Raw genomic sequence first — 19,757 nt, forward strand, 5'->3', positions numbered from 1 at the left:
TTATAGAAGGGTGTGCTTACCACACCCTTTTTTCTTTAGATGTGGAGTTAATATGAATCAAGTCGAGCTGATTCAGGCCTTACCAAAAGCCGAGTTGCATGTGCATATTGAAGGGACCTTTGAACCTGAATTAATGTTTGCCATTGCACAGCGTAATCAGATTCAGATTCCTTACAAATCTGTTGAAGAAGTAAAGCAAGCTTATAACTTTCATAATCTTCAATCATTTTTAGATATTTACTATGCTGGTGCAAATGTTCTTGTTCATGAGCAAGATTTCTACGACCTAGCATGGGCATATTTTGAAAAGTGTGCAGAAGATCGTGTCGTTCATACAGAAATGTTCTTCGATCCGCAAACTCATACTGACCGTGGTATTGCTTTTGCAACCGTGATCAATGGGCTTAAACGTGCATGTGCTGACGCAAAAGCCAAATTTGGTATCAGTTCTCAGCTGATCATGTGTTTCTTACGTCATTTAAGCGAAGAAGCTGCATTTGAAACGCTTGAGCAAGCTTTACCGTTTAAACAAGATATTATCGCTGTAGGACTTGATTCAAGCGAAGTAGGCCATCCACCAGCTAAATTTGAACGTGTTTTTGCTAAAGCGCGTGAAGAAGGCTTTTTAATCGTGGCTCATGCAGGTGAGGAAGGTCCACCTGAATATGTATGGGAAGCTTTAGATCTGCTCAAAGTAAACCGTATTGACCACGGCGTGCGTTCTGAAGAAGACGAACAATTAATGGCTCGTTTAATTAATGAAAAAATGCCATTAACTGTTTGTCCTTTAAGTAACTTAAAGCTATGTGTTGTTAAGGATATGAAAGACCACAATATCCGCCGTCTTTTACAAAAAGGCGTACACGTGACTGTTAACTCAGATGATCCTTCATATTTCGGTGGTTATATGAATGATAATTTCTTTGCCATTCAACAGGCATTAGATTTAACCAATGATGAGTTGAAGCAACTCGCAATTAACTCTTTTGAAGCCTCTTTCATTTCAGATGAAGAGAAACAAAAGTGGATTTCAGAAATCCAGAAAATCTAAATAAAAAACCGCCTGTGATAGGCGGTTTTTTTAACATTGAATTTATTTAGGTTGTTTGGTCATACTGTTTAAAACATTGTCTTTATCTACAAAGTGATGTTTTAAAGCTGCCAGAACATGGCCAACAATAAGTAAACCTGCAAACCATGAAATATAAATATGTAATGGCTTAACAATGGCTAATAACTCAGGGTTATCTTGTACCAAGCGTGGAATTTCAAATAAATATAAAACCGGAGCAGGGTGACCAGCACTCCAGCTAAATAAACAGCCAGTGACTGGTAAAGCGACTAAAATCACATACAGTAATAAATGTCCGATGTGAGCTAAAGTTTTCATTGTTGGTGACATGGTGTCAGGCAATTGTGGGGCAGGATGGGTGTAACGCCAAAACAGACGAATGACCACGAGGAAGATAATGGTTGTGGCGATATTCTTATGTAGTGTAATGACATCGCCTTTAAAGCTGCCATCAACGTCATAACTTAGAAAATTTCCACTATAGAAACCAATCACCCAAGCAGTGATAAAAATGATGGCCATGACCCAATGCAGAATCTGTGCAGTACGGGTGTAGTATTGAGAGGTTGAGGCAGGCATAAAAGACCCTTTTTTTGTCATTCTAGCGCTAGATTTTATGGGAAACTGTTAAATTTGAGAAATGTTGTTCCCGTAACAGAGCGTGCTATAAACAGAACGCTTCAATTTAAAAAAACACGGTTAAGTTGAGCTGGAGACTAAGGGACTTAATTTGCATAAATGCATCAATTTATTTGTTTCTTCTAAGCCCAAGTTTAGGCAAAATACGCGCTGCTTACGTTCGATCAAAGGAAAAAAATGATGAAAAAATTGATGCTCGCTGTAGCACCAGTTGTTTTAGCTTTAACTGCATGTGCAACCACTACAGGTACCGGTACTGGCGGTGCTTCTGCACAAACGACAACTCAACAGTTAGGCGTAGCTGCATTAAAAGTTGCTGTTAATGCGAAATGTATTACAGAAATTAATAATGTTGCTGCATGGAAGACAGCAACAAAATATATGACTGCTGAACAGCGTGATAGCATCCAAACGAATGTTTGCGGCTGTGTAAGTGAAAAAGCACCAAATAGTGTGACTGCAGTAGAATTAGCTGCTGCTGCGCTTGACGTGAATGCACGTGCTACAATCGTAAACCAAGTGGTTTCTAAAACTGTAAATGCTTGTGTGGCAGAAGCTTTACAAAAATAATTGATGTTTTAAGCATTAAAGAAGGCCGATTCTTATAAATCGGCCTCTTTTTCATTGGAGTATACATGTTTGTTGCAGGCGTAGATGAGGCAGGACGAGGCCCATTAGTGGGTTCAGTTGTTGCTGCAGCTGTTATTTTAGATCCGAATAATCCAATTTTAGGATTAAACGACTCTAAAAAATTAACTGAAAAGAAACGTGAAAAGTTGTTTATTGAAATTCAAGAAAAAGCTTTAGCATGGTCAATAGCAGAAGCTACACATGCAGAAATTGATGAGCTGAATATCTTGCAGGCAACTTTTTTGGCTATGCAACGTGCAGTGGATGGTCTGAAAACACAACCTCAAAAGGTAATTGTAGACGGCAATCAAATTCCAAAAGGAATTATTATTCCTTGCGAGGCGATTGTAGGGGGAGATGCAAGCCATGCCGAGATTAGTGCGGCGAGTATCTTGGCTAAAGTTACGCGTGATCGTCAAATGGCAGAATTAGATCAACAATATCCATTATTTGGTTTTGCCAAACATAAGGGGTATCCAACCAAAGCACACTTTGAAGCCATTGCAGCTCATGGCGTGATTGATCAACACCGTCGTAGTTATGCACCTGTAAAACGAGCATTAGGTCTATAAATTTATATATTCCCAAAAAATTTAAAGCGACTATAAAGTCGCTTTAATTAGGGAGAGAACAACTTCATACTAACGATTGAAGTTTTTCTGTGCATAATTATCATCTTCATATGAAACTTGATAATCTTGATCAAGATGTTGAAGGTGTTCATGCATTGCACGTTCATGTTGAATACGTTGATAAATTTCTTCGCGATGAACAGAAACCTCTTTTGGTGCATTTACACCAATTCGAACTTGGTTTCCTTTGACGCCAAGCACAGTAACACTGACTTGATCCCCAATCATTAATGTTTCCCCGACACGGCGGGTCAGAATCAGCATGTTTATCTCCTTGCTAAACGCTTAAAACTGCAATATTGGTACCCAAATAAAAAGCTCAACCTCAGTTTTCAGTCAGATTCTAACAGAAATATGAGAACAAAGTCATATTTTGATAATCACTGCTAAAAAACTTTCCGTTTAATATAACAGAGCCGCTATAAAAAAAACTATAGCGGCTCTGTGTTTTCTTTGATTATTGTCGGACAAGTAAACATTTTTTAATGAATTCTTGACCGTTCGGTAAAATTAAGCGCGTGCGCTGCTTTCACCATGTTCACGATCTAAACCAAAAGCGGTATGTAAGCAACGAACTGCAAGCTCAAGGTATTTTTCATCAATAATGACAGAAACCTTAATTTCAGAAGTTGAAATCATAAGGATGTTAATACCTTCGTCAGCAAGGGCAGTAAACATTTTGCTTGCTACACCCGCATGTGAGCGCATACCTACACCCACGATAGATACTTTAACGATGTCATCGCGTGTTGAAACTTCACGTGCACCAATATTTTTGGCAGTTTCATTTAAGATTTTTTCAGCTTTTGCTAAATCAACACGATTTACAGTAAACGTGAAATCTGTTGTGCCATCTTCTTCAACATTTTGGACTATCATATCCACTTCAATGTTGGCATCACTTACTGGTGATAAAATTTTAGAAGCAATACCCGGTTCATCAGGTACACCTAAAATTGTTAATTTTGCTTCGTCACGGTTAAAAGCGATACCTGCAATGATTGGCTGTTCCATAGTGTCTTCTGCCTCAGTAGTAATGAGTGTACCTACATTTTCTTTAAATTCGTCGTCAAATGCGCCGTCGTCATCATTATCAAAACTTGATAATACGCGTAAAGGAACTTGATATTTTCCGGCAAATTCTACTGAGCGAATCTGTAAAACTTTAGAACCTAATGATGCCATTTCTAGCATTTCTTCAAAAGAAATACGATCGATTTTCTTCGCTTTAGGGGCAACACGAGGGTCTGTAGTATAAACCCCATCAACGTCAGTATAAATTTGGCATTCATCTGCTTTTAGGGCAGCTGCAATGGCAACACCAGAAGTATCTGAACCGCCACGTCCTAGAGTTGTAGTATTTCCGTTGGCATCGAAGCCTTGGAAGCCTGCAACTACAATAACACGGCCTGCATCTAGGTCATTGGTCATGACATCTGTGTCAATCGACTCAATACGCGCCTTAGTAAATGCACTGTCAGTTTTAATACCGACTTGACGTCCGGTATAGGATTTAGCTTCCACACCAATCGAATTAAGTGCCATAGCTAACATGGAAATCGTCACCTGTTCACCGGTTGAAACCATTTGGTCTAACTCGCGTGGGTCAGGTGTTTCGGTAATGGCTTTAGCGAGGGCAAGTAAGCGGTTTGTTTCACCACTCATTGCAGATACGACCACAACAACCTTGTGACCGTGATCATGCCAACGCTTCACACGACGAGCAACATTTAAAATGCGCTCGGGGGTACCCATAGAAGTACCGCCATATTTTTGAACGATTAATGCCATATCGCCTAAACCCTTATAATTAAACGGGAAAAGTATATTCTTGCTTCCTTGGTTTCATTATATGTACACCATTATGTACATAAATGAAATTGCTGAGTTTATCTAGCAAGCCGTGATTCGGCGGACAGTATATAGTAACGTAAATATGCTAACAATCATTGATCTGGACTAATTTCATCAAGTTTGCTGATTGTTAGCTTCGGTACAACTTATATAGCTTTTTTTAGTTGCTTCTTTTGCTGGCATTCTTCCTCCCACTTCATTACATCAGTAGCGAGGTATCTTTTCATTGTTCCGCCCTCAGAACTTAATGCCGGGGCTGGGAATGGAATACCCCAAGGAGTGTTAATTTCCCACCGATTAAGTGTGCGTTTAGTAATATGAAACATCTCACACACATTGTTAGATGTCAGATATTTATCCACATTAGCCCTCCTTACTTTCCGCTTTAACTTCTAACTGGATGCCTTCATATGTGCCATCACCCCCACAATTCAGACAGTGTGTATATATGCCTAAACCATCCCCATCAGGACTAAAGTTTTCAGGTAATGAAACATCTATAAATTCAGTACCGCCAATTGGCTTCGTATGAATATGAGGGGCAAGGCCGTAATAGGGGAAAATGCATTCACCGTTCCCGTCATCACAAAAATTACATGTTTTAACTTTTAATCCACTCATCCTTTAGTTCCTCAACTCATTGCGTTCTTTCTTCAACTGACGCAAAAGGTTGTGAAGAGTAACGGTTACAGCTTTATCTAGACTTTTGGTTGAATGAAACTCTGCTAGTTGAGACAGTGCTAAACCAAAAATGTGATATGCAAAAACTTTTGCAGCTTCCGGATTGTTTTTGAGAAGCTCTTCAGTACTTGGACAAATGATTTTTTCAAAAATATGAACAGCTACCTGATCCGGAGTACCTTCAATACTGCTAGGGCTCAAATTAACTTCACCAATAACTTTGCTCATTGTTGAGAATCCTCACTTAAAATTTCCCATTCACCCCAATCGCCCAAATAACCAGATTTTGAAATGCGTGTTGTAATCACTTGACCATCATCACAAGTTACTTTCATTCGATTGGCATCTATGCGAACAGCTTTATAAACAACATCCATTTGTAAATTTGCTGGTAAAGGGCTGGGGCCATTTACAGACTTAATTCTTACTTCCATTTTTGAGCCCTCAAATATTCTTCTTTAGTCCACTCAACAAACTCTTTATAAAGTTGTTGTGCCGGTTTATTTAATCGGTTGTGATAGTCGATCGTTATGCGGCGCCAAGCGACTGGTACCGCATAATGTTTGGTTAGAAACATTGCTTGATCCATGCCTTGCCGGACTATTACGTAGCCCAGCAATTGCAAGTAGTACATAAAACCAAGCATGTGTTTTTGGCTCACTTTCTTGTACTGATCTTTCATATTAGAAACCGTCCACTAATAGATAATCAGGATCAGCTTCAGGTTGGGTAGGTGTAGGATTCTCTAATTCATAGCGGCGTTTTCTCACATACCCCACTAGCTTCGGTTGAATCTGCGGATCTCGTGCAGCCACATCTATTTCCAGCGCATCCAATGTTGTGAGGTCTGGTGCGTTCTGGATCTGAACCATTAAAGAGGGTGGCTCATTCGCAGATGCCTGTTCTTTTTCTAGCTCTTCAAGACGTTTGTGAGTGGCGAGAAGGATAGGCTTCATTTGTTCGTCATCCCATGTGCGGGTATAACGATAAACCGCATTTACTTCTGCAGGTGTTTTTGACTCTTTTACACGCTGTAGAAGAGTATCTAGGGTTTGCTGATATTCTGGATCTACTTTAGGCTCGTTAGTTTCTGGAACTAATAGATCCTCGGATGATGAAACATAAGGCCCCTCAGTAACAACAATTGCACTATCGAGATCCTCTTTTAAATCTTTAGTAGTCTCTTCAATTACTGTTTTTTCAGTATTAACCTGAGGTGATTTCTCAACTTCATTTTCTAAAGGCTTTTCTTCTTCAACTTCATCAGTTGGCTTGTTCAGAAGTTTGAGCATATCTTCAGCAAACTCACCACCACTGACTTTAATAATCGCGCAGCAATGAGCAAAAGCATTATCAAAACTTGAGTGGACTTGGCCATGCTGAAGCATGCGTAATTGTCCTTTTGAACCATTCCACTTAAACTGCTGCACACCTAATTCAACAGTTGGACTTGGGTAAGAGCAAGTAGAACCTTTAGCAGGCGCTTCTCTTAATGGTTCTGGTACCTCAAACTCGCCAATAAAAATAGTTCTAGGCTTTAATTGAAATTCGAATTTATCAAAAACATCAAAGCCAAAGTCATAAGGGTTAAATGGTTCCCAGCCATTACGCTCAGTATTATTTACTAAAAGTAATTCACCGTTGGCCCAAGCAAGTTTAGCTTCAACTTTATTTAGTATTTTCATGCTGTCATCCCCGTTTTCGCTAAGGTTTCAATGTCTTGTTTAACTGCCTTAAGTTTTGCTGCTTCAATTTGAATAAGGGCATCGATACCTAAGTGCTCACATACTGTTTTTACGTCTAGGCCACGTTCAGCAATAAAGTTTTGAAGTTCGTCTCTTTGTTGATCTGAGATGCCGTTAAATTCAGGGGGACTAATCCAAGTGCCACGTTGTTTATCAAACGTGCAATTCAATGCTTTAGCTCTCATTAACATTGCTTGTCGCATGTTCTGGTAATACATGTGTTCTTTATCAAGCGACTCAGTTAATTGATTAAGGTCACCTGCATGCTCTGCTTCTTCACAGCTTTGTTTCCAGTTTTCTAGCTCTTCTTGGGCTTTAGCTGCTGCAAGTTGTGCAGGCGTTAAGGTGTTAATGTGATCTTTAGCTTGAGTAATCAGGTCAGCCAAGAAAGTAGGGTGTGCTTTAAGATCAGGTACCCATACTTCACCGGTTTCACCGCCTAAAGCACCTGAGTTTTTCGCATGATGTGTAGGCGAAGGTTTGAAATTAATAACGCGGGCATTTTTACCTTCACCAGTAGTAACAGTTGTTAGATAACCCATGACATCTGCGATACGGTAAAGCTCGTTACGGTTTTTACCACCTAGATCTGGGCGGTAAATAATTTGATCACCGTTTTGATCTTCTGATGCGTGTGCAATGAAAACAACATCTTTACCTAAACTGATCAAAGTATTGATGTATTGCTTGAACGTTTGGTTCGCTAAACCTTGAGCCTTTAACTTTAAAGAACCATCTTTTTGACGGTTATTTGCCGTAAGTAACAGGTGGGTTTTAATGCATTCAAGCATTGCACCCACGGTATCAATGACTACGGTTTTATATGGTGCTAAGTCCTGCGGAGTAAGGTTTGCAACATCACTCCATTGTTGAACCTGTACAACCGCACCTCGACGTAATTCACCAGTACGGTGAGCACCACGGTCAAAGTCAAAAGAAATTGCTTTTTCCGCAGTAAAACCCATCGATGATTTACCTAAACCCGGATCAGCGTATAGGTACACAATAATTGCTTGAACCAATAAAGTTTGGTCAGCAGTAATAATCGGTAGAGCCATTTTATTATCCTTATCTTGAGCCAGTGAAGCCGCGCTTAGTTTTATAAGCCTTGCGGTCATAAGTAGGGATATTTGTTTCACGCAGTTTTATAGCGAGCTGCTTTCTGCGTTGGAAGTCGATTACTTGCATAAGAGAAGCGAAAATCTTTGGTTCCTTAGCTTTAAATTGCTCAACATTAAGTGGCTTTTTAACGCCATCTTTAATTTCGTAAAGTACTGAGCCGTTAGCGTTTGCAGCATAGATAGCCCACTTAATACGTACGGAATAAAGACCTTTATCATCACGGCCCAAATAAGACTTGTAGCCGTCAGGGTGCTTTTTGAAATTAGACATGTTCAGCCTCCACCAACTTGTTACGTTCGATGAAGCCTTTTAGAAGGCCATTGATGTTTCGGATGTCTTCAAATTCGGTGAAATCGTTATATGACTTACCATTAACATCAGTAATTTCATTTACTGTGAGTTGAGTAATTTCAACAGCAGTGAATTCAGAACCCGGAACGCCGTAGCTGTCTGGATGAGCTTCAAAATCAAAGCTAACGTTTAAACGGAAGCTATCTAATTTAATTACAGCAACGCCAGAATGTTTACCTGTGATTTTTGCGGTTAAAACCCCGTAAGTACTTGGTTGAGTCTTAGGGGTAAATAGAGAAGGGGCTTCTTTTGCTTGGAAAGCTGGCTGCAATTGGCAAGCAACTAAAGAACCACCTGAGATTGCAAGAGCAGCCATGCTGACAAATGCAAAGGAGTTGAATGAGTTAACTTTTACGTTCATAATTGATCTCGCAGTTTTGCAAAGCCCCGTTTCCGTCCAAAGTTCCGGGGCTTTTTGTTGTCTGTGAGATAAATATTAGGTAAACCTAATTATTAAGTCAATAGGTACTCCTAATAAAATTAGATATGCCTAATTTTTGTTTATTTAGTGGAAAATTAAAAATTAATTTAAAAGAAAATATTAAAGGTTCCTCGATGTTTAATGTAAAAACAGTTATGATAGGAGCTTGCGGAGGTACGAATTTAATTATGCAATCAATAGAAGCAGTTGATCTTTTCTGTGGTGTGGGCGGTTTGACTGCCGGCCTTATAAAATCAGGGATAAATGTTAAGGCTGGTTATGATATTGAGTCAGACTGCCGTTATGCTTATGAATTTAATAATAAGGCTAAATTTATTCATAAAGATGTAGCAGAAGTCACTGGTGAGGAAATCAATAAATGTTTTTCAAATGGCGTAATCCGCTTATTAGCAGGATGTGCACCATGTCAACCTTTCTCAACATATAATCAAGGAAAGGATGTTACTCAAGATAAAAAATGGCCACTATTAAATCATTTTGCTAGGTTAATTAGAGAAGTACAACCAGAATTAGTCACAATGGAAAATGTGCCTGATGTTATTAAACATAAAGTTTATCATGATTTTATTCAGGAGTTAGAAGAACTCGGCTACAAAATATTTGCTAAGGAAGTTGCTTGTGTAGATTATGGGGTTCCCCAAACTCGAAAAAGGCATGTTGTATTAGCCTCAAGACTTGGTGGGATAGAATTAATATCACCAACTCATTCTTTTCCGATTGCTGTTCGTGAAGTCATTTCACATTTAGAACCCCTAGAGGCAGGACAGCATTCTAAAAAAGACAAGATACATATTTGTTCAAAATTAACTGAAATTAATTTACGAAGAATCAAAGTTTCTAAACCTGGTGGGACTTGGAGAGACTGGCCTGAAGAACTTAGAGCAAATTGTCATAAAAAAGCTTCTGGCCGAAATTATGGAGCTGTATATGGACGTATGGAATGGGATAAACCTGCACCAACTATGACAACGCTTTGTTATGGATTTGGAAATGGAAGATTCGGTCACCCTGAACAAGATCGAGCTATTTCCTTAAGAGAAGCAGCATTACTACAAACCTTTCCTCAAAATTATAGTTTTGTACCTGAAGATCAAGTTGTTTCAATTAAATCTGTCGGAAAAATGATTGGTAATGCTGTTCCTGTAAGGCTAGGTGAAGTTATTGGTTTGAGTTTTACTAAGGCAAATTTAAATATTTCTTGTCATTAATAAAATTATTAACTCCATTGAATAATGCCAGTAATGTGTTTTTAGCATGTTTATAATTATCATTCATACTAAATACAGGAATATTTTGACCACATTGTTCAAATGATTCACTGCCATGTGCTAGTGCATTCCTTTTTCGTTTAATTATTTTAATTACTTCGGGATCATATGTTCCGTCACGCCCTGAAGGAACATGCAGGTTAAAACCATATTTTTTTTCAATTGTTTTTACTGCATCTAAATCAAAATTTCCACTTAAAAAGTTTCGCTTATTATATCCATGATTCATAATTACTATACGCAGATCAATTTGACGTTCGATAATTTCTTTTATACCTTTTTCTCCTAAACCATCTTTTAAATTTACAAAAATTATTTTTTTTAATTTATCAGATAAGTTTTGTAAATCAATTTGTTCACTAGCAAGAGTCTGATGAATTGCATCTAAAGCTTCACATGTAGTTGATTCAAGTAAATTATAAATAAGTAAATAGCAAGAAGCTCTAAGGGTTTTTTGAACTTCTCGTGAAATAGGTTTTGTTTCCCAAATGTTATCAATGCCTTTATAAAGAAGTTTATTTTCTGTACCTGAGTCTAAATCATTTACAAGAGATAAAAATCTTTCAATTTCAAGACATTTTTCTTTAAACTCCTCATGAGCTGCTAGCAAATGTGGATTTGTAATAGGATTTAAAAACATCAGTGTATTCCTAATACCTTATTTTTTACAAACTCAATACGCGCTTTAACTTTAGGTCTCGAATTGCTGGCATCAGAACGCATCATTTTTAAAAAATCTTCATCTTTGTAAGCCCAATCGGTGTTTATTGTTTGAGTAGCAAGTTGAGGTTCTTCTTCTAATGCTAAAGCAACCCCAACTGAAGTTGCTTCAAATCTAATACGTGATACTATTTTTGAGCCAATTGATTTTCTAAAACCATTTGGAAAATTCCTTTCAACAAAATCTAAAGTTGCATAGAAAATGTTTTCATATTTTTCAGCTACTTGTTCATCAAAGGTCGCTTCCATATCTTTTATATATGTATTTAAAAAATCCGTGACATAATGTCCAAAATTTAAATAATTATCTTTATAAGCAAAGAATCGTAATACATATTCTTCATGTTCTTTACGTTTTAGTTTTGCATCTGGTAAAGGAACAAGACGCTTAAATCTTTCAGAATTTGCAAGCTTTCTTATAAATAAAATAATAGGGCTAGTTTCAGTTCCTAATCTCTTCTCCATATCAGTTAATGGACTTCCACCCGTATTAAGACGATCAAACATCAATCTTCGGCCTTCTTCATTAATATTTTTGAGTTCAATCAATCTTACTGAGCTTCTGTTAAATCGCCTTTGACGTGATAAAGGTAAATCATTAAATTTTGCTCCTTCAAGTGCAGGTAGTTTTTCTAGACCTATTAAAGTTAGATTATTATGCTTAAATTGGTGAATCGTACGGGTACGTTGAGCTCCATCAATAATCTCTACTCGGCCATCGGAATCTTGTTCTTCAATCTCATCTACATCTGCAACAAAAATATAAGGGATTGGTAAACCAATCAATAAAGATTCTATAAAGAGAGATTTTTGCTTATCTGTCCAGACATCATCACGCTGATATTCTGGAATATAAATATCAGAGTTACCTTTTGGATCAGGATCAAATTGCTGTACAAGAAACTCAATCGTGTACTCTCTAATATCAAAGTCAAAATCTTTTTGATTACTCTTTATTTGTTGTTCAATTAATTCATGATTAAAATCAGGCATTATAGTTCCTTGAGATACTTTAAATAATTTGTTTAAACGACAATCTTTTTATAAAATTGTTCGATTTTGAATCAATTGGCTTTTGGATGTTCTTGCCTGTGTTGGCTAGGTGGAACGATATCGGTAATAGCAGTTATGCTTTCAACTTCGTCCATGTTAAATGTGAGGCGCTCTCCACCATTGACTGCAATAAGACTCAACACATCATTTTGAATACCAATGAACTCTTTAATTGTGCATCGTCCATCTTTAAGACAAACTTGTACGAACTCCATAGGAACTGGTTCTGCGTCAGGATCACAAACAACGTACCAACCATTCCGGATAGCTGGAAACATAGAGTCGCCCGTACCTTTTACTGCATATGCTCTAGATCCTGCAGTGTGGGTAGGAACATATCCATCACCAGCGTTTCCTTCATAACCCATGTCAGTAAAATAACCATCCATTCCCATCTTAGAGTACGCCTTTACTGGAACCCAACGTTTAGATGATGGGGTAAAAGGTTTTTCGATAATTGTTGAGAATAAAAGTGCTTCATCACTATCACTAATGTTGTATTTCTTTTTGAATTCTTCCATATCCAGTTGTTTAAATTTATCTCTCGTGCTTGATTGAATCTCTCCTGTGCCAGATGCAAGCCATGAAGGATTAACATTCAAAAATTTTGAGGCACGTAATAAATTTTCACCTTCCATTGTTTTGGATTTTCCAGACAGCCAATCACTCACAGAAGGAGGTTTGACTCCTACTGCACGAGCAAGCTCAACACCTTTTATCTTTTTAGGTGGCAAAACTTCCATGGCATACCTAAGTCGTTCAGCAAGAGTATTCATACAACTATCCTCACAATGTTAGGAAATCCTAACATAAATAAAATTAGGCATTCCTATTGATTTAATATAAGGAATACCTAATAATTAAAGAAAAATTAGGAGTACGTTATGAATGACGCACAACTTATAGACAAGCTAGGTGGTGTCACAGCGGTAGCAAGACTTCTAGGGATTGCTCCGTCATCAGTGAGTGGATGGAAAGCTATTCCCCTTGATAGAAAAATCAGGCTAGCAGTTATTGCTGAAGATCTTGGCTTAACAACACGAAAAGAACTTTTCCCTGATAACTATCAAGATATTTGGATTGAACTTCGTCCCCAAACTACACAAACAAAAAACCTTGGATCATTAACCGCTTAGGACCTTAACCATGAGCAAAGTATCAAATGAATTGCCTGCAAGCGCTAGCAATAACGAATCGCTCATATTGCAAGCACTTAACGCTAGCAACCAAAGACAAGTAGCCGAGAAGGTGGGAATAGATGCAAGCACCTTGTCGAGAATGAAAAATGACAAGAAAAACAATGGATTGACAGAGATTGAATTTATTAGCTCTTTGTTGACAGCCATTGGACTGAAGGTGGTGCCAGAAAGTGATGTGTATTGCTCACCTCAAATTGCTGAAGCTACGCGTGTGATGTTGGCGCAAGCTTTTACTTCACCCGAATACATGCGGATTTTATTCAAATAAAAAACCACTACCTGCGCGAACAGGAGTGGTTAGGAATTCAATTGAGGTGGATCAAATGAACACAAACAATTTATCAGAACAACCAATCGAACACAACTCACCAGATTTTTTAATAGGTGACGTTGTAGTGCTTACTAAAGAGTGCCGTACTTTCAAATCAAATGATTTGTTTGAAGTTAAAAATAAAACTTTGACTAGGTTGTGGACTATCAAATCGGAGAATCATTTGATTCTGGTTTCATCAAAAGAAATCCGTACAGCAACAGTAGCAGAGCTCAACGCTAAACGCCGCCTAACAAAAGCTGAGCAAGCATTAGCGGAGGTGTCATGAGTACCTTTGAACAACAACAAAAGCATATTCAATCCTGGCATGAACCAGCATTAAGAACTTTGTCTGGTTTGTTGAAAAAACGGAAGGAAAATTTAGCCCGCCAAAACCGTGACGAAAAAAATGCTGCTGTAACACGTGATGAATTCATGCAGGCTTTGGTTGACGAGCATGGAAAACATGGGATTTATCTTATTCATGCTGGCCCGATCATCTCAAGTTTATATCGAGCTAAACGGATCCGCTATTTGGGTAGCACATTCATTCAGTTGAATGAAGAGGGGGATAAATGAGTCTAGATGCAACAGTTTGGGCTTGGAAAACCCGTCAAAAACAAAAGGTGGGTGGAGCATTAAAACCACTCAAAAAATTAGTCCTTCTTTCACTAGCCGATCGAGCTGGTGAAACACATGAATGCTATCCAAGTATTGCTCGTTTAGTTGATGACACGGAAATGGACCGTAAGACCGTTTTAAAAATCATTGATGAGTTAATTGAAGACGGATTTATTATCGATACTGGTAAGCGCGAAGGTAAAACTAAGCAGGTAAAAGTCTATCTTTTGATCGGAGTTAAAGGTCGGGAAACAGTACCAACAAAGGTACACTTTGACACTGAAAATGATGATTTAAACAGTACCAACAATGGAACAGTTCCAACAACGGAACAGTTCCAACAATTCCATGAAAGAGTCCCAACAATTCCGTTAAACAGTCCCAACGTTGGGACACGGAATCTTTCAAAGAATCTATCAGAAGAATCTAAAAATAAAAAAACATGGTTGAGTTTGAAAAAACTTGGTGAAGAAATTCGTTTGGCAACTGATCAGGAAACTTACGAGCAGATTAAAAACGCGACTTGGTTCGATCGAGAGTTACGAGCATTTGAACTCTACAACGCCGAGAAGAATCTTTGCGATGAACTCATGAATTACCACTTTGCAGATTGGTTAATCAACGCATGTGGAAAATACCAAGCACGTGAACAATCTAAAAAACCAAATTCTGGAACGCAGGTCCGAGTCCCGCAGGGAGAATCAAATACTCTTAGTTCAAAACAGATTTACTCATTTGCTCAAAAACTTTCTGTACATCCTGAGTTTGCAAGCAAATACGCTGAAGGTAACGAGAGCTATGAACAACTTGCTGCACGTGTCGCAGTGAAACTTGCAGATCCAGAGCAACAACAAAAATTGATGCCATACCTCATTCAGGTTGGATTTCAACAAAAAGGTAAAGGAGAGGCGGCTTGAATAAATTCGAGATTTTAAGCTGTGGCTTACTCATTTCGTGTGTAACAGCAGTACTTTGCGGTGCGGTGGTTTTGTGGTGGTTGGCGCGTAAAGAGCTTGATGAGAAAGGAGCCAGCCATGAGTAAATGCCAACACTGTGCAGTTGAAGAGTTAATAAATTCTTACGGCGGTTTTGCAGAAGTTAAGACTCTTTGTGAAAAATTACGAGGCAAATATAACCGCAGTGGGCTATCAAACACTGATTACAACGAGCTACTTCAATTAGAAAAGGCACTTGACCAAGCGAAGAAGTTTAATGCGGAGGGCGCAAAAAATGGACAGTAGATGGATTGAAGCGCAACGCCGTGAAATGGAAAAGCTTATTTCACCAGAGCTAATCAAGTCGAGAGATTTAGCACGTCAAAGTTACTTCGATCAGATGGAAAAAGAAATGGCTGACCACGTATCACGCTCAATTGAACCACTCAGCGGTAAAAAGCAAAGCACTCTGGTTGAACTAAGTGAGTCAATTGAAAAACTGGCTCAGAAGTATAAACAAGATGCTCATTCATCCAGCCTTTTAGGTGATCAGGATAAAGCGCGAGTTTATAACTGCTTTGCTAATCAATTGGACCATTTGCTGAATGGTGGTGCTTGATGTCATCAGTCAGCATTGCTGAATACCGTAAGTTATTTCCTATTAAGAAAAATAAAAAGCGACGTTCAGCAAAGCAAATTGCCAGACAACCAAGTGTGGGTGAAATGGTTCTGGCAACGCATTTAAGAGCATGCAAGATCGGTTTTGAACAGGAATATAAGTTCCATCCTGAACGTAAATGGAGAGCAGATTTTTTAATTACGGGTACAAAGATTTTGATTGAGGTTGAAGGCGGGATCTGGAGCGGAGGTCGTCACATAAGAGGCAAGGGCTATATAGGGGATATGGAGAAATACAACTCCGCAGCAATGATGGGTTTTACAGTTTTACGGTTCAGTACTGAGCAAGTTAAGTCAGGTTTGGCGATTCAGCAGATAGAGAAAATAGTGAGTAAAAGATGAGTGCAGTTTTAAAAACACAACAAATGGATTGGTCTAAATACACTATTGATGGTTGGTTAGAGCAGTTTGGTGCATGGTGCGAAACGGTGCGTATGAAAGGGGGAGATTTACCCGATGGTCTTCACATCAATCAAATTTACTGGTTAATGCGCGAAGCAGGCAAAGAAGTTCAAAAAGGTAAAAATTATATCCGTTGTGAGATTAATGATTTTGAGGCGGAACAGATTCAAGCACTTTTACGAAGTCTATTAAATTCTGATAAAACAGATTTTACAACTAAGTTTGCATTAATTTGTTTAATTAAAAATAAGGTTGAAAATAAAGGATTGTTGAAGGTTGCTCAAGAAACAAACCAATCTAAAGCTCAGGTCGCAATTATGGTGAGTTGCGCTAGATTTTATTTATTAGGTCATGATAAAAGATTAAGACAAAATGGAGGTTCAAATGAAAACATACACTGTAAAACTATATGAAGGCGTTAGTCGGGAGAAAGTTAATGAAACTTTGAAATACTACCCTGATTATTTTGGTAAAATATCAATAATTACAAATGTAATTAATAATAAATTACAATTAACACTAAAAGCATTTGAAGGAATCGACGTTATAACTGCCAATGATCTAATGATTAAAATCGTTGAACGTTTAAAAGCTTCTCAATTAGTAGAAAAGCATAATTTAGACTTGTTGACTGTCTAGACGCTTTATGGCATATTTTTGATATAGTGGACGAAGTATAAGTAATTCACTGATCTAAAGCTCATCCTTTGATGGGCTTTTTGTTTTTATACTTGCTAGATTTCAATTATGATTTAAAATTAAATCAGGTGGCTCGTCGCCAAACATCGCCACCTGAAATTCTATTAGAAATGATAGTTATTTGTTTGTGTCACCTCCATATTAATTAATTGTAGAGTTGATATTGTGTTGTACTGGTGGTGGGCACCAAGCGCCACCAGTACAATCGTTAAAAGCGCCCCTTTTCTTTGCATTAAGTAATGTTCCTTTGATTTAATGGTTAGATTTACACCACACATTAGCTGTCTTCATCCTAAATACATGGTCGTTACATTATAAATCATCTAAATTGAATGCTTGTCTAAATGTTAAGCGTTTAAGAATGTCCACTTAAGCATGTTTATATTTATGCTATAGTCCAGTCTAATTAGAATTTGGTACTTAAAATGAATATCTGTGTTGGTGGTGAACTAGATGGGCAAAAGATAGAGAAAGAAGGCAGATTACTAAAAGCTTCTGATATCGACCCATCTTTTAAAACTGAGTACTACAAGCAAGTTTTTAACCGCGACAACATTAACTATCATTTTTGGCTGCCAATTGGATCTGACTTACATGATATGTCTGAGAAAGTTCTAAATATCATTAGATCACCTAAAAACTAGTTTTATCGTTTGCCGGACGTATTACGGCGCAAATGGCCCCGCTAAATATCGATTATTGGCGGGGCTTTTTATTAAATTTTAATTGAATTTGCTAAGGATAAAGATGTATAAAAATATTATAAAATCCAATAATTATATTATTAATTCAATAATTTATTTAAAATTAAATTAATCGAATTTAAACAATATTTACTTAGATGATGCATTAGGTAACTCAAATAAACATGATTTTAGGAGAATAATTAAAAAAACGGAGTACAAATGCTATGAATGAGAATGTAGAGCTAATAAATTACATTGATGTAGCTGAGACAGTTTACGAACGGGTATATGAAAATAATAAAATTTCAAATAATTTGATTGTTAATCTAAATCGCATTATGGCTGAGATAAAGAATCAAGCTGCAGAAAAAAGACTCAAATTGAAGTACAGCTCAATAGACTTTGAACATTGTTTAAGTTTGCCTTTAGCTGATCGCAAAATAAAAGTAGATTTAAGCCTTATACCTCATTTTGAAGATCGTGAAGAAAGTATTTTGTGGTTAACTAACTTTATTGGAAAAATTTGTGAGCCCAGAAAGATGCAAAGACAGAAAAAAAAACTTCATTAAGTACCTGTGAATTTTAGATGAACAGCCCTTAAAGCAGTTTTTTATTGCTAGTAGAATATTTAAGGTATCTTTTCTAATAGGCACACACTATTAAAGTGTTTTTTATTTATTTTTTAGTTTGAAAAGATTGCTAATTAAGTAATTTAAATATAAAAATCTTTATTGATTGAGAGTAGTTATTATACAGGATATTTATAAGGATTTTAAAATGACAATTATCACATTGCTCGATGTTAAGACGAAGAAGAAGGTGATAGTTCGGTCCGTAATAGACCCAATAGCAAGAATAGACAAAAAAGGGAATATACAAATTATTCAAATTCATAAATGGCTATATGATGAATCTGGAGATTTCGTTGATGAAGACTTATATGAGGCACTCAACAATGGAGAAGTTGGAATATACTTAACTTTGCAGTATATGATCATTGATATTGAAAATTAATTATTTTATTTTTAGTCAGTTTGAGTTCTTAGTCTCTAGAGCCTAATGGTTACTACACATAAGACCTTATTAAGTATTACCTATTGATGGGCACATATTCTTTATAACTCTTGATAAGTAAAAAAATTATGTAGGCTAAAAATAAAACTATTTAAAAAGAAATCTTTATCTATTTAAATATGAATATTTAATATTTTTAATTCAATCCCTATTGCTAGTGCTTAAATATTATGCCAATATGAAGTTGGAGATATTTCCGAATAGATATTTCCTATTTCAGGTCTAAGCGTTTTTTTTCGCTAAGCCCATTTCTGAATAAAAATAGGAAGTGGGCTTTTTTATTTTTAAATATTTCAGTATTATCAGTGTGTTGCTTTAAGTAACACTAAACCTTATTGATCAGCGCAAATATCAAAAAAAGGGGGAGCTTGCCTACTAGGCAAGCTTTTTAAATTGATGATTTAAACACAATAATCCATTTTAAAGCTCAATAGAAAGATCAAACTTCCATAGCTTTTATTTGTACTAATTTATTGAATATAATCGTTTTTATAATTTTTAAAATTTCCTTAAACTAAAAATGGAAAATTTCTTGTTGCAACATTGTTATAATAGGACTACCTTAAGAAAAATACTTTATAAAAATGAGGAGCTGCTGAAATGACACAGTATCTCATGTTTGCGGAAAATATTTATAACAAAATTAAAGATGAGGAATTGTTTTCACATGACTGTATTGAAAATATGAACTTACTTATGACATGTATACGCAGAGAAATTAAGGGAACAAAATTTAAATTAAAATATAATTTTATTGATTTTGTTGAATTGTTTAGTAAACAATTAGATGAATGTAAAGTAAAAATAGATGTGAGTTTGATTCCTCCTCATAATTCAGAAGGTGAGTATATTTTATGGTTAGCTGGATTTATCGAAAAAATTACAGAAGGTGGACCTAAACCACCTCCGCCTATAAAGAAATTTATTCCAGAGTATATGAGCTT

Annotated in this window: 34 protein-coding genes; 19 read left to right on the forward strand and 15 right to left on the reverse strand. The window is 36.9% G+C overall.

Annotated elements, in window-relative coordinates:
• Positions 1-52: 52 nt before the first annotated feature.
• On the forward strand, positions 53-1,051 hold the full coding sequence (locus tag MKL36_RS14105; RefSeq protein ID WP_001077405.1) for an adenosine deaminase: 999 nt from the start codon (positions 53-55) through the stop codon (positions 1,049-1,051).
• A gap of 42 nt (positions 1,052-1,093) precedes the next feature.
• Here MKL36_RS14105 and MKL36_RS14110 read toward each other — a convergent pair whose 3' ends face one another.
• The gene (locus MKL36_RS14110) at positions 1,094-1,651 is read right to left on the reverse strand and encodes a cytochrome b (RefSeq protein ID WP_001111768.1); all 558 of its coding nucleotides are present in this window, start codon (positions 1,649-1,651) and stop codon (positions 1,094-1,096) included.
• Between the two features lie 240 nt (positions 1,652-1,891).
• On the opposite strand from MKL36_RS14110, the gene MKL36_RS14115 reads away from it, so the two are divergent.
• On the forward strand, positions 1,892-2,281 hold the full coding sequence (locus tag MKL36_RS14115; RefSeq protein ID WP_000735756.1) for a hypothetical protein: 390 nt from the start codon (positions 1,892-1,894) through the stop codon (positions 2,279-2,281).
• Between the two features lie 65 nt (positions 2,282-2,346).
• Positions 2,347-2,913 carry a ribonuclease HII gene (rnhB, locus tag MKL36_RS14120; protein ID WP_000495832.1) on the forward strand — a complete coding sequence of 189 codons (567 nt, stop codon included), beginning with the start codon at positions 2,347-2,349 and terminating at the stop codon, positions 2,911-2,913.
• A 69-nt stretch (positions 2,914-2,982) separates the two neighbouring features.
• Here the strand turns inward: rnhB and csrA are convergent, their stop codons facing one another.
• From csrA to MKL36_RS14175, 11 genes are all read right to left on the reverse strand, one after another.
• Positions 2,983-3,237, reverse strand: coding sequence for a carbon storage regulator CsrA (gene csrA / locus MKL36_RS14125; protein ID WP_000906487.1), 255 nt, complete (start codon positions 3,235-3,237; stop codon positions 2,983-2,985).
• A 246-nt stretch (positions 3,238-3,483) separates the two neighbouring features.
• A complete protein-coding gene (locus MKL36_RS14130; RefSeq protein WP_001185176.1) occupies positions 3,484-4,764 on the reverse strand; it encodes an aspartate kinase in 1,281 nt (426 codons plus the stop codon).
• A 209-nt stretch (positions 4,765-4,973) separates the two neighbouring features.
• Positions 4,974-5,189: a hypothetical protein gene (locus MKL36_RS14135; RefSeq protein WP_000362184.1), complete on the reverse strand. Its 216-nt coding sequence runs from the start codon at positions 5,187-5,189 to the stop codon at positions 4,974-4,976.
• 1 nt (position 5,190) lies between these two features.
• On the reverse strand, positions 5,191-5,448 hold the full coding sequence (locus tag MKL36_RS14140) for a hypothetical protein (protein ID WP_000015931.1): 258 nt from the start codon (positions 5,446-5,448) through the stop codon (positions 5,191-5,193).
• Positions 5,449-5,451: 3 nt separating this feature from the next.
• Positions 5,452-5,736 (reverse strand): hypothetical protein, encoded by a 285-nt coding sequence (locus tag MKL36_RS14145; protein ID WP_038350176.1) that lies wholly within the window; start codon positions 5,734-5,736, stop codon positions 5,452-5,454.
• Positions 5,733-5,942, reverse strand: coding sequence for a hypothetical protein (locus MKL36_RS14150; protein ID WP_270908991.1), 210 nt, complete (start codon positions 5,940-5,942; stop codon positions 5,733-5,735). The genes MKL36_RS14145 and MKL36_RS14150 overlap by 4 nt, the downstream gene beginning before the upstream one ends.
• Positions 5,933-6,190, reverse strand: a complete 258-nt coding sequence (locus MKL36_RS14155; protein WP_032045053.1) for a hypothetical protein — start codon at positions 6,188-6,190, stop codon at positions 5,933-5,935. Before MKL36_RS14155 ends, MKL36_RS14150 begins: the two co-directional genes overlap by 10 nt.
• Position 6,191: 1 nt before the next feature.
• Entirely contained in the window at positions 6,192-7,193 is a 1,002-nt protein-coding gene (locus MKL36_RS14160; protein WP_270908992.1) for a hypothetical protein, read from the reverse strand.
• Positions 7,190-8,311, reverse strand: a complete 1,122-nt coding sequence (locus MKL36_RS14165) for an ATP-binding protein (protein WP_001207477.1) — start codon at positions 8,309-8,311, stop codon at positions 7,190-7,192. The genes MKL36_RS14160 and MKL36_RS14165 overlap by 4 nt, the downstream gene beginning before the upstream one ends.
• A gap of 10 nt (positions 8,312-8,321) precedes the next feature.
• Positions 8,322-8,645: a hypothetical protein gene (locus MKL36_RS14170; protein WP_000064469.1), complete on the reverse strand. Its 324-nt coding sequence runs from the start codon at positions 8,643-8,645 to the stop codon at positions 8,322-8,324.
• Positions 8,638-9,087, reverse strand: coding sequence for a hypothetical protein (locus MKL36_RS14175; protein WP_002053030.1), 450 nt, complete (start codon positions 9,085-9,087; stop codon positions 8,638-8,640). Before MKL36_RS14175 ends, MKL36_RS14170 begins: the two co-directional genes overlap by 8 nt.
• Positions 9,088-9,212: 125 nt before the next feature.
• Between MKL36_RS14175 and MKL36_RS14180 the strand changes: the two genes are divergently transcribed.
• The gene (locus MKL36_RS14180) at positions 9,213-10,376 is read left to right on the forward strand and encodes a DNA cytosine methyltransferase (RefSeq protein WP_430516976.1); all 1,164 of its coding nucleotides are present in this window, start codon (positions 9,213-9,215) and stop codon (positions 10,374-10,376) included.
• Here the strand turns inward: MKL36_RS14180 and MKL36_RS14185 are convergent.
• From MKL36_RS14185 to MKL36_RS14195, 3 genes are all read right to left on the reverse strand, one after another.
• The gene (locus tag MKL36_RS14185; protein WP_000479584.1) at positions 10,345-11,076 is read right to left on the reverse strand and encodes an MAE_28990/MAE_18760 family HEPN-like nuclease; all 732 of its coding nucleotides are present in this window, start codon (positions 11,074-11,076) and stop codon (positions 10,345-10,347) included. The genes MKL36_RS14180 and MKL36_RS14185 overlap by 32 nt on opposite strands.
• Entirely contained in the window at positions 11,076-12,149 is a 1,074-nt protein-coding gene (locus tag MKL36_RS14190; RefSeq protein WP_001112645.1) for a DUF262 domain-containing protein, read from the reverse strand. Before MKL36_RS14190 ends, MKL36_RS14185 begins: the two co-directional genes overlap by 1 nt.
• A 71-nt stretch (positions 12,150-12,220) precedes the next feature.
• Entirely contained in the window at positions 12,221-12,985 is a 765-nt protein-coding gene (locus MKL36_RS14195) for a LexA family transcriptional regulator (RefSeq protein WP_270908993.1), read from the reverse strand.
• Positions 12,986-13,093: 108 nt separating this feature from the next.
• On the opposite strand from MKL36_RS14195, the gene MKL36_RS14200 reads away from it, so the two are divergent.
• From MKL36_RS14200 to MKL36_RS14270, 15 genes are all read left to right on the forward strand, one after another.
• Complete coding sequence (locus MKL36_RS14200; protein ID WP_270908994.1) at positions 13,094-13,345, forward strand: Cro/CI family transcriptional regulator; 252 nt, start codon at positions 13,094-13,096, stop codon at positions 13,343-13,345.
• Between the two features lie 10 nt (positions 13,346-13,355).
• Complete coding sequence (locus tag MKL36_RS14205; protein ID WP_270908995.1) at positions 13,356-13,676, forward strand: helix-turn-helix domain-containing protein; 321 nt, start codon at positions 13,356-13,358, stop codon at positions 13,674-13,676.
• Between the two features lie 55 nt (positions 13,677-13,731).
• Positions 13,732-14,007: a hypothetical protein gene (locus MKL36_RS14210; RefSeq protein WP_270908996.1), complete on the forward strand. Its 276-nt coding sequence runs from the start codon at positions 13,732-13,734 to the stop codon at positions 14,005-14,007.
• On the forward strand, positions 14,004-14,297 hold the full coding sequence (locus MKL36_RS14215; protein WP_000102848.1) for a hypothetical protein: 294 nt from the start codon (positions 14,004-14,006) through the stop codon (positions 14,295-14,297). Before MKL36_RS14210 ends, MKL36_RS14215 begins: the two co-directional genes overlap by 4 nt.
• Positions 14,294-15,256, forward strand: a complete 963-nt coding sequence (locus MKL36_RS14220; protein ID WP_031978229.1) for a helix-turn-helix domain-containing protein — start codon at positions 14,294-14,296, stop codon at positions 15,254-15,256. The genes MKL36_RS14215 and MKL36_RS14220 overlap by 4 nt, the downstream gene beginning before the upstream one ends.
• Positions 15,253-15,381 carry a putative phage replication protein gene (locus MKL36_RS14225; protein ID WP_002056374.1) on the forward strand — a complete coding sequence of 43 codons (129 nt, stop codon included), beginning with the start codon at positions 15,253-15,255 and terminating at the stop codon, positions 15,379-15,381. Before MKL36_RS14220 ends, MKL36_RS14225 begins: the two co-directional genes overlap by 4 nt.
• Complete coding sequence (locus MKL36_RS14230; RefSeq protein ID WP_000030899.1) at positions 15,374-15,580, forward strand: hypothetical protein; 207 nt, start codon at positions 15,374-15,376, stop codon at positions 15,578-15,580. Before MKL36_RS14225 ends, MKL36_RS14230 begins: the two co-directional genes overlap by 8 nt.
• Positions 15,570-15,893, forward strand: a complete 324-nt coding sequence (locus MKL36_RS14235; protein WP_270908997.1) for a hypothetical protein — start codon at positions 15,570-15,572, stop codon at positions 15,891-15,893. The genes MKL36_RS14230 and MKL36_RS14235 overlap by 11 nt, the downstream gene beginning before the upstream one ends.
• Positions 15,893-16,294 (forward strand): DUF559 domain-containing protein, encoded by a 402-nt coding sequence (locus tag MKL36_RS14240; RefSeq protein ID WP_270908998.1) that lies wholly within the window; start codon positions 15,893-15,895, stop codon positions 16,292-16,294. The genes MKL36_RS14235 and MKL36_RS14240 overlap by 1 nt, the downstream gene beginning before the upstream one ends.
• Positions 16,291-16,767 (forward strand): hypothetical protein, encoded by a 477-nt coding sequence (locus MKL36_RS14245; RefSeq protein WP_001277124.1) that lies wholly within the window; start codon positions 16,291-16,293, stop codon positions 16,765-16,767. Before MKL36_RS14240 ends, MKL36_RS14245 begins: the two co-directional genes overlap by 4 nt.
• Positions 16,739-16,993: a hypothetical protein gene (locus MKL36_RS14250; RefSeq protein ID WP_000861102.1), complete on the forward strand. Its 255-nt coding sequence runs from the start codon at positions 16,739-16,741 to the stop codon at positions 16,991-16,993. The genes MKL36_RS14245 and MKL36_RS14250 overlap by 29 nt, the downstream gene beginning before the upstream one ends.
• A gap of 485 nt (positions 16,994-17,478) precedes the next feature.
• Positions 17,479-17,697 (forward strand): hypothetical protein, encoded by a 219-nt coding sequence (locus MKL36_RS14255; protein ID WP_001017700.1) that lies wholly within the window; start codon positions 17,479-17,481, stop codon positions 17,695-17,697.
• A 266-nt stretch (positions 17,698-17,963) separates the two neighbouring features.
• Positions 17,964-18,308: a hypothetical protein gene (locus MKL36_RS14260; RefSeq protein WP_020752382.1), complete on the forward strand. Its 345-nt coding sequence runs from the start codon at positions 17,964-17,966 to the stop codon at positions 18,306-18,308.
• Between the two features lie 208 nt (positions 18,309-18,516).
• Positions 18,517-18,753, forward strand: a complete 237-nt coding sequence (locus MKL36_RS14265; protein ID WP_000152666.1) for a hypothetical protein — start codon at positions 18,517-18,519, stop codon at positions 18,751-18,753.
• A 660-nt stretch (positions 18,754-19,413) separates the two neighbouring features.
• On the forward strand, positions 19,414-19,757 hold a 344-nt coding region (locus MKL36_RS14270), incomplete at its 3' end, for a hypothetical protein (protein WP_044119310.1).

Origin of the sequence: Acinetobacter sp. AOR12_HL, from assembly GCF_027855275.1 — a bacterium.
Taxonomy (GTDB): Bacteria; Pseudomonadota; Gammaproteobacteria; order Pseudomonadales; family Moraxellaceae; genus Acinetobacter; species Acinetobacter baumannii.